Source organism: Acinetobacter sp. WC-743, from assembly GCF_000335555.1.
GTDB classification, from domain to species: domain Bacteria; phylum Pseudomonadota; class Gammaproteobacteria; order Pseudomonadales; family Moraxellaceae; genus Acinetobacter; species Acinetobacter bereziniae.
This window is the reverse complement of record NZ_AMFQ01000013.1, coordinates 156,475-166,843: the sequence shown is the minus strand read 5'-3', so window position 1 is coordinate 166,843 and position 10,369 is coordinate 156,475. Positions and strand designations below refer to the sequence as shown.

Annotated in this window: 1 pseudogene; it reads right to left on the bottom strand. The window is 39.3% G+C overall.

Annotated elements, in window-relative coordinates:
• Nucleotides 1-10,325, bottom strand: a pseudogene (locus tag ACINWC743_RS25165) (hemagglutinin repeat-containing protein); the annotation flags it as partial.
• Between the last annotated feature and the right edge of the window lie 44 nt (nt 10,326-10,369).

Sequence of the window (10,369 nt, the reverse complement as noted above, 5' to 3'; positions counted from 1 at the left end):
GCTTGCTGACCTTGTTCATCTCGAATGGTGATATTTGACGTATTGATACCGCTCTTGGTCACACTACTGTCTTTATCACTGTCTAAACCAAAACCGATCGACTTACTTACACCTGTAGTCGTGGATGCATGTTGATCAATTTTGTTTGGTGTAGAAAGTACAGTATCAGGCGTTTTGCCACCTTTTTCATCACTTTTGCCTGCATTAAACCCTGCACTCAAGCTAATACCTTTGGCATCATACTCACTGACATTACGAATATCTGAATGCGTCAATGTGCCTGTATCTAAACTATTTTTCTTTAAGTTTTCAGCAGTCTGTGTCGAAGTAATGATCGCTCCTTTCAAATCAGTATTATTCTTCACCTTGATCTGATAACCATCATCTCCAGCGAAAACTCCTGACTGTTCGTTTACCGATGCATAATTGGCATTTACATTCGACTTACTAAAACTGCCTGATGCATTAGCACCATTGGTTCCGACACTAACTTGCCCTGAGATATTTTGTTGCTTGCTTTGATAGGTTGCTTTGTCTTGTAAGCTTTCGATATTTAGTTCATTGGCATCAATCTGTACACCTTTACCTTGTACCTGAGCACCAATAATATTGGTTGCATTTCCACTACTGATCGTGGTTGAACTGTCTTTAGAACCAACATGACTGTTCACATAACTGGTGTCTGTACCATTGCCTTTGCCTTTTCCAAGATTTCCTCCAGCAGTGACCCCAAACCCTGTTTGGTTACTGACTGAAACCCCTGCATTCCAACCTGCACTCTTGTTGCCAGACGCTTCAATGGTTTTTTGTTCAGCCGCTTTTATGTTCACATCATGATCGGCTGCCAAATGAGTCCCTTGCATACCCACAACATCCGAACCAATGATATTGATATTGGATTTTTCACCTGCGCCTGTGGCAACAATATTGGTTTTTCCACCTGCATAAACTTGACTTTGGCTGGCTGTACTACTTTGTGTCTGACTAAATTGAGTATTTTTCTGCTCTCCGTAAGTCAGACTTACGCTGACTTCGACATTTCCATTCAGCTTACTTGCATCCGACAGTGCACCTTGTAATTTGCCTAAAGCCTGTCCCGCTTTATAAGCATCAAAACCAGCATTGGCTGCTGCCATGGCATTGACACGATCATTCTTACTCTGACCCACTTGCTTGCTTGAATCCACTACGGATTGCACTGCACTGACCACTGGAACATTCACAGCAAGGGTTAAGCCCTTTTGCTCCATTTCATATTTATAATCACGGGTACTTTGTTCTTTTGCAGCTTCAATATTGACTTGTTGTGCCAATATATTTACATCGCCATTTTGTGAGGAAACCGTACTTCCCGTCTGTTGGTAAGTTTTGCCTGCAATGATATTGGTATTTCCATTTAAACTGCCAACCATTGAACCTGTGTTGGTCGATTGGGTATTTTGTTGTTCTGTCAGCTCTTTCTTTGAACCTACACTAAAACCAATCCCACCACTCGACATCAACCCAGATTTTTTAACGCTCGACTCTGAATAATCTAAATATTTATTTTCAGCACCCGTAATACTGACATTCTCTTTCGCCTGAATCTGCGTGAGTTCATCTGAAATAATATTACTGCCACGAATATTGATATTGTTGGCATCAAGAATGACATTTTTACCATCAATTGTGCTAGCAATTGCTTCATCACTCATGTTTCGTACACGACCTTTCTCTGTAGTCGTGCTAAATGTACTCTTGTCTTTGGTTTTATAGGCAGTCTCTGCATCTGAAAGTTTTCGACCCTCAGAAATATCGATCTTCTGTTGTGCTGAAAGTATCGTTGAACCTTGTTCACTAGAAATTTGTGAACCTTTCACTGATATATTTTCAGCTTGAAAACGTGTATCGCCAGCACTCTGAATGAATGAACCAATATCTTGCTGTTTTTTATCATAGTTATAGTTATCCTTATTGGTATAACCACGATTATTCACAGAAGTATTTACACCTTCTATGTTGAGATTTCCTTGCGTCTTAAGCAGACTCGAACCATTAAGGTTAATAATTTCAGTGCCTTTTAATGAAGTATTGCCACCAACATTAATCACCAAAGTAGTACTTAACGGATCTGTCTTGTAATCTGCTAAATTTAAAGACGAACCAACATAAAGCCCAGCTTGACGGTCAAAGCCCTCACGCGTAAATACGCTTGCACCGAGATTATTCACGGTGCTCTGAGTTGTACTATGTTGGTTAAAATCACCGCCAATATTAAGTTTTGCTGAATCAATTGCCTTAATCGTTCCACCAATATTATTTAAATCTTTAGTGGTATTGAGTTCAACACGGTTCGCCTGCATCCGCCCACCGAGTTGATTGATGCTATCTGCTGAGATTTGTAATGCTTCACGTCCAGCAATTGTCGCACTATTGAGTACATCGCCTTGTACATTCAATCGCACCTGATTTGCACTGACTAAGGTACCATCACCCTTTAAATCACTTGCACGGGCTTTTACATAGACTTGTGGTACCAGTGCCTTGGTCGTTGTACCGTCCGCAAGTTTAATGGTTTTTTCTTCTAACCACACAATATCAGTGGTCAGTTGTGCAATTTGTGCAGCCGTCAATGCAATCCCAGGACGTAAATTATAATTTTTAGCAAAGGTTAGACCATTATTCATTAAAGCCTTATATTGGGCTTCATCATTTGCATAACCTTGTAAAAATCTAAATCCTGTCAATTGCGCAATTTGATCTTGAACCAATCGTTGTTCGTAATAGCCATCTCCCAAGCGTTTTTGTTTCAATGCTGGGTCAAGATCCATCGCATCTAACATATAGTCCGAAGACAACCATTGTTTATAGTTGATAAATGCTGGATCGGTTTCTACTAAATATTTTGATTGGCTCTCTGTATTCGTACTAAAAAGTGCATTGCTTGGCAAGCTCATGAAGTCCATAGATACACTACGGATTTCAAGATCACCTTGACCTTTGACCCCTGTTGTTTGCGCTGCATTTGCTTGTAATTTTTCAGCAGAATCCACAGATTGAAGATTTTGCGCTTGTGAGTTGACCTGCGCTTTTTCTCCAGAGTTCACATCTAATTGATCAGGTGTATTGGGTGTATTTGTTTCTTGACCATTTGCAGTAACGGATTGCCCAGCATTTACATTTATATCGACCTGTTGACTTTGTTGTTGACGATCTACCAATTGCTCTGGGGTATTAACAGTATCTGTGGTGATAGTTGCATGATTGCCTGTACTCACCGCTGAAATATTCTGATTTGAGGTATGATTTTTAACATTCCCCAACCATTGATTCACAGGCAAATCAATTTCTTTAATTTCATCTGCAGGATTATAGGTTTGTGACTTATTCCACTTACGTTCGTGATAGCGTTTAAAACCGCCACGCCAATTCGAATAAGTATATGTACTGATCCCAGATTGTTTGAGTATTTGCTGACCTTTACCATCAATATTATTTACAGCCTGTGCAAGCTCAGCATTGAGTTTTCCACCAGCAAGTACATAACTCTTATCATTTTTAAAAGCATCAGCATAAATATTGAGATCACCACCAGCAATAATTTCTGCTGGAGCAGAAGTCACAACCTGACTTTCAAACTTGGTTTCTTTAACTTCGTACTGTGTCCATGCTTTTATTTCCGTATTATCAAATTTTAAATTGTAGGCTTGAATTGCCTCATCTAATTGTTGATAAGCAGTTTCGTCACTCGAACTCCATGCATCTAAATCCTTTTTATATTGGGCTTGCGCTTGATCATAAGTCTGCTGATCTTTTTGGTATTGCGTATACGCTGTTTGATATGCTGCACATGCAACAGCATCATAACCTACACCAACTTCACAACTTGACTGTCCTGTTGGGGGAACAGGTTGAACTAAGGTTGGCGCTTCAGGTGCATCTATTGATGGTGGTATAATATTAAAATATGCCCATACAGGATCTGACTTTTTGTAATTAACATTACAACTTTGCTCATCTCCAGTTCCAACACAGTTGACTGATTCAACATTCGGGATCGGCGTTTCACCAAGTTTAATATTTTCAGGCAACACATTTGGCGTCGTATCATAACGATATAGCCCTGCACGACTCCAATTTTTCCAATATAAATTTTCTACTGGGATCTTTGTCGTTTTGTCTTTAGGCTAGATATAAATTTTGTCAGTTACACCACCAATTTGAACGAGTTTTGTTTCAAAATTTTGATTAATATTATTAATATTTTTTGCAATAAGGGTCATATCTCCCAATGACTCGATACGTGCACTTAAATTATTGACAGTATGTGCTTGTCCTTGGGCTTTTAGATCGACATCTAAACTTCCCCCAATATTTAAATCACCTGCACTAAAAATCCAAGCATTGTCTCTAGCACTTTCTTTAACAACGCCACCTGACTGATTATTTAAGATTTGAATCCCTAAATCCATATCACCGCGTGATGCGATCACAGCGCCTGTACCGGAAGAGTTGGACTTGTTATCCAGAGTATTGGCTTGAATCGCAACATGTGTACCATAAATTCGTGCACCATCATTCCAAACACGATTGGCTTGAATATGGGTGAGCTCACCATTGATTAAGCCTTGGTTGTGTAGGGTATCTTGTGCAATCAGATGCGTCTCATTCGATGAAATACTCGCACCTGTTTGGTTTTGAATATTTTTTGCATTGAGTTCAACTTTTTGCCCTGCTGTCAATTCAGACTGATTGATTAAATCCTGTTCTGTACTGAGTTTCAGTGTGCCATTCGCAGAAATTTGATCTGCTTGGGTATGGGTATAGCTTTGCTTTAAGTCGATATCGACATTACCCTCACTGACGATCTTACCTTTATTGATCAATTCATTGGCTTTCAGATTGAGTTGATTTTTTGCGAGTAACTCACCATCTGTATTATTTAAATTCAGCGTCTTATTCGCTGTACCAATGCTAAGTGTATTCAAACTAATGATTGAACCCAATTGGTTGCTCAATTGGTTGTTGATATTCAATATTGCATTGTCGCTGGCGCGAATCACACCAGCTTGGTTATCGAGAGTTAGTGCATTGATTTCAATATTTTTAGCATCAAGCCCACCTAGTACAGTGCTATCTTTGGTCTGTGCATTGATGAATTGATTAGCCGTTGCGGTCAGTTTTTCACCTGCAACAATATGACTGCCTACACCACTGTTATTGATCGTATCCGAATTTAAACTGACATTTTGCTGTGCCTGAATTTGCCCAGCAAGGTTATCAATACGCCCACCCGATGTTTGCTGATGAATGTTTAAGTCTGCTTGGCTATTGATTTGACCGCTATTGTTATTGATATTCTGCGCAGCAATGTTGGCTGAACCAATTGCCGCAATATAACCACGAGTATTTTCAAGCTGAGTAATATTGAGCAGATCAAGACTACCTTGGCTGAGTATTCCAGCATTGTTACCTGAATTATTATTCAGCAAGGCATTTTGTTGTGTATCAATCTTAACTGACTGTTCAGCCTGAATTAAACCTGTTTGGTTATCCAATTTGCCTGTTTTTAAATCTACAGTTTTGGCAATGATTTTACCGTTTTGATTACTGAGCTGCTGTTTTTGGGTATCAATACTGAGCTGATTCTGTGCCGCAATCTGCCCAGCTGTATTATCTAAACCAAGACTATGTAAACTTGCATTTTGTGCTGCATAAATATCCCCTTTTTGATTAAGCAACTGTCCTTGTGCTGCAATGTAAAGATCTGATTTTTCTGATCTGATCGTACCTTCAGTATTATCTAAAAGGCGGCTTTGAATATCTAAATTTTTTCCAGCAAGCAATAAGCCATTATTATTTTGAATATCCCCTTGCACATCAATTTGCGCTTGATCCTCTGAGTAGATCTGCCCTTGCTGATTGTTCAGTTGCTTGGCGTTTAAACCCAACTGATTTTTGCTATAAATCGTGCCTGTTTGGTTATTGATTTTACTCGCCTGAATATCAGCATTTGTGCCCGCAAAGATTTCTCCCTTTTGATTATCTAAATCCTGTTGAACCTGTAAAGTGAGTTTATTTTGTTCTGAGCGGATTTTACCTACCGTATTGAGAATACTATTGGCTTGTATTTGCACGTGTTGATTGGCTGCAATAGTACCAGATTGGTTGTTGAGTTGATCTGCTACATTGAGATGTAATTGATCTTTGGCGTAAACAGTACCATCAGTATTATCAACTTGTTTTACCGTTGCATTAAGCGACTGTCCTGCAATCACTTTACCTTTTTGGTTGCTGAGATTTTGTGCATTCAGATCAATAGATTTACCTGCCGAAATTTCTCCCGCTTGGTTACTGATATCCTTTTGCACATTCAGTTTAAGTTGATCTTGTTGTGAACGAATTTGTCCTGCATTATTGATGACAGAACTAGCTATGAGATCAGTCAATTGCTCAGCAGCAACAACACCTTGAGTATTGTTTAGCTCAGTTGTTGCCGAAAGTTGTAATTGTTCACCAGCGTAAACCACACCCTCAGTATTATCTAAGTTGTTCAGTTGAATATCGGCACTTGCACCCGACTGAATTTTACCTTTTTGTGATGTAACGTTCTGCGCTTTTAGATTCAGATTTTTTGCTGCTGAGATTAAGCCACGATTGTTCTGAATATCTTGAACAATACTTAAATTGGAATCGGCATTTTCTGAACGGATTTGTCCTACATGATTCAATAAGTGCTGTGTATTTAGGTTTAGATTTTGTTCTGCTGCAAGGGTACCTGCACTGTTGTCAGTTGTACCTGAGACATTGAGATCCAGTTGTTTCTTAGCGTAAATTGTCCCAGATTGATTATTCAAATCTGTGACTTCGAGTTGTGTATCGGTACCTGAAAGCAGTTGCCCAGCTTGGTTTTCAACTTGGGCAGCCATGATATTAAGTGCATTTGCACTTTGAATACTTCCAGATTGGTTGTTTAAAGTCTGAGCAATGGTTAGATTCGCATCACCAGATTCAGTCTGAATCTGACCTTTGTGATTATTTAGATTTTTTGCATCTAGTATAAGGTGCTGTTTTGCAGCAATTAAACCCTGTTGGTTAGACACATCTTGTGTTGCATGCAGTCCAAATTTTCCTGCTGCGTAGACAGTACCTATGTCATTATTCAATTGAGCTGTTGCTATAACTGCATCACGTCCTGCAATAATTTTACCTGACTGGTTATCGAGTTGTTGTGTCACCAGTTTTAGGTCTTTGTCAGCAAGTGTTTGAATCACACCTTGCTGATTATTCAGCTTCGATATATTGAGCTGAGCATCACCAGCAGCACTGATCACACCAGAGGTATTATTCAATGTTTGCGCAACATTCACATTCAATTGCCGATTGGCATCACTTTGAATTAGTTGCCCTTGTTGATGACTCAGCTCAGTTGCTTTTAAATCAATATTTTGTGCGGCAGTAAGCGCTTGATCTAAATTGGTAATGCCTAGATCAAGTTTTAGACGGCTATTACTTTGGATCTTACCCTGTTGTCCTTGTAGGTTTTTTGCAGTGATTTTTAACTGTTGATCACCCGCATGTAAAATTTCACCCGCTTTGGAATTTAAAGTGTTGGTTTTAATTTCAGTATTGTCGGCATTACTAATGATCTGACCTGCATTGTTATCAATCCGATTTGCCACATCCAGAATAAAATCATTTTTACCAGTGTGTTGAATTAAACCTTGGTCGTTATTGAGTTGTGCTGTATTGAGATTGATCTGTTCTGCGCTATATTGCCCTTTTTCATTGTCAATATTTTGTGTTGCAATTATATCCAATTGTTGATTTACAATGATTTTGGCATTGTTGGTCTTCAATTCAGTGGTTGCAATATTGATATTCTGCGCTTGGCTTTCACTTTGACTTAAGTCCGTGCTTTGAACTGCTTTAATTTGAATTTGTTTGCCTGATAAAATCTTGCCTGCAATCTGTACATTTTGTGCATCAAGAGTCAATGTGGCATCAGCATTGCTCAGTTTCCCTTCTGAATCCAATCCAGCAACCCATACCGCATTTTTATCACTGGTGACCGTATTTGCTTGAACATTGATTTTATTTAGTGCCGCAAGCTGACCATATTGTTGCAACTGATTCACTGTTAAATCAGCACTATTGCCAGCATAAATTTGTCCCGTACTTTGTAACTGCAAGGCATTCAATTTGAGATTTTGCCCAGCAATCAAATGACCTGCTGAATCTTGCGTCGTACCATTATCAATTTGATCAACATTGATCGTTAGATCTGCCTTTTTCGCTTGAATTGTGCCTTGCTGATTATTTAGACTTTGTCCATTGAGTTGAACATTTTGCGCAGAAATCTCTCCCTGACGATTATCTAAAGTTTGAATAGAAAGTTCAGCATCCGCGTTGACTGAACCAATAACACCTTGTGAATTATTGGTGGTCTTAGAGTTTAAACTTAATCTATCTACTGCAAGGATTTGACCTTGGTTGTTATTAATCTCTGTTGAATTTAAATTGAAAGCCTTAGCACTTTGCACACGTCCCTGTGTATTATTCAGCTGAACTGCATTGAGATCAAAGCTTTGATTGGCATCAATCAAGCCTTTTTGGTTATCCACCTGCTGTGCCGTGATATTTATCACTTTAGCCGTCAATTTACCTTGTTGGTTTTCGAAATTTTGTCCATTAAATTGCAATTCAGGCAGTTGAATTTCACCGCTATTATTTTTAATACTGTCTCGTACATTTAAGCTAATGTCGGCATTGTTAACAATTGCACCCTCAATATTACTCATGTCTTGCGCAATCTGAATATTGCCTGCTTCGAAAGTTTTTGGTGTTAAATCTATTGGCGCAACTTCAACTTTACTCGAATCTTGTGCGGAAGACTGTTGCTCTGGATCCGTCACACTCGGCGTTGTTGTTCCGCCTGATGTTCCACCTGTTCCGCTACTCTCTTTCGTCGCCTGTCCAACCAAACCTTGAGTATTGTCTAAAGTTTTCGCATGAATATTCAGATGTTGCTGACCTGTTTGCTCAATTTTACCTGCATTATTGCTTAAGTTTTGTGCAGTAAAATCAATACGCCCAGCATTGATGACACCCTCATTATTGTCAATCTTGGCTTGCGCTTTGAGTTTAATTTCATCATTGGTCGCAATCAAACCGCTGTTCTGAATATTTTCAGCTTGAATTTGGATCTGATGCTGGGTACTGCTGATATTGCCACTATTCTTAACCTGTTGAGCTTCAACAATAATTTGATCTTTGTTAGCAATCATATTACCCGTATTGATCAAATCACCATTGGCATTCAAACTCAGTTGACTTGTAGTCGCATTGATTGAACCTGCATTACGTACACCTAAACCATTTTCAGTTCCCACCAAATAGATTTTTCCAGCATACATACCACCCAATTGACCAACATCAAGGGCAAAGTTAGGCTGAGATGTTGTATTAACACCACTCGTGGCTTTGGCAATTTGAGTTACAGATGGGTCTTGAATATTGATGTCATTTTGACCCAATACCGTTTTTAATTCATTGGCATATAAGCCTGCATTGACATTTAAAGCGCGCGCATAAATATCTGTATATGGCGTTAAGCTTCCATTTAAACCTTTTCCTTCAATGGTGACTTGCCCTTCACGTACTCGGAATGAATCAAGATAGCCTTGATGCATCACCGCTTGACCAGTGGTTAAAGTAAAGCGGTCTGCATTAATTACGCCACAGCCATCACAGACCAAACCTGATGGATTGGCAATGACCACTTGAGCTTGTTTACCAGCGACCTCCAAATAGCCTTTGAGCTGACTTGGATTACTGCTGTTCACCTCATTCAGAATAACCTTGGCTTCACCTTTGGCGAGCCATGGATTACCTTGTACCCAACCGCCCAATTGGGTTTGGGTATTGTTTCGGGCATTATTGAGGATTGCACCCTCTTGCCCTACATCAAATTGAGTATAAGTATTGCGTGATACACCGCCAGCGCTTGGGGTTTGAATATTGACTTGAGTCAATCCATTACTGGTATTAAGTATGGTCGCTTGTTGTGAGTTTGGTGCAGACTTATCAGCCACAATATGACTTTCAGCGATCGTCGCCATAGGCAAGGTGTAAATTGCTGCCCCTAAGAGACTGACCACTGCAAAATTGACTGGATTTAGCTTTTTATAGGTAATTGAAGATGCGCCAGTAATATCTTCTATTTCGATTTCACCTACAGCATGTGATTGCCCTGCTGTTTTTTTTCGGCTTTTTACAATCTCACCAACTGCAATAAACATTCCACGTGCTTGGCTATAAATAACTCTATAACGGTTCTTATTCATAATGTCTGACCTAATTTTTTAATGTTTTTTCAATATCGAAAGTT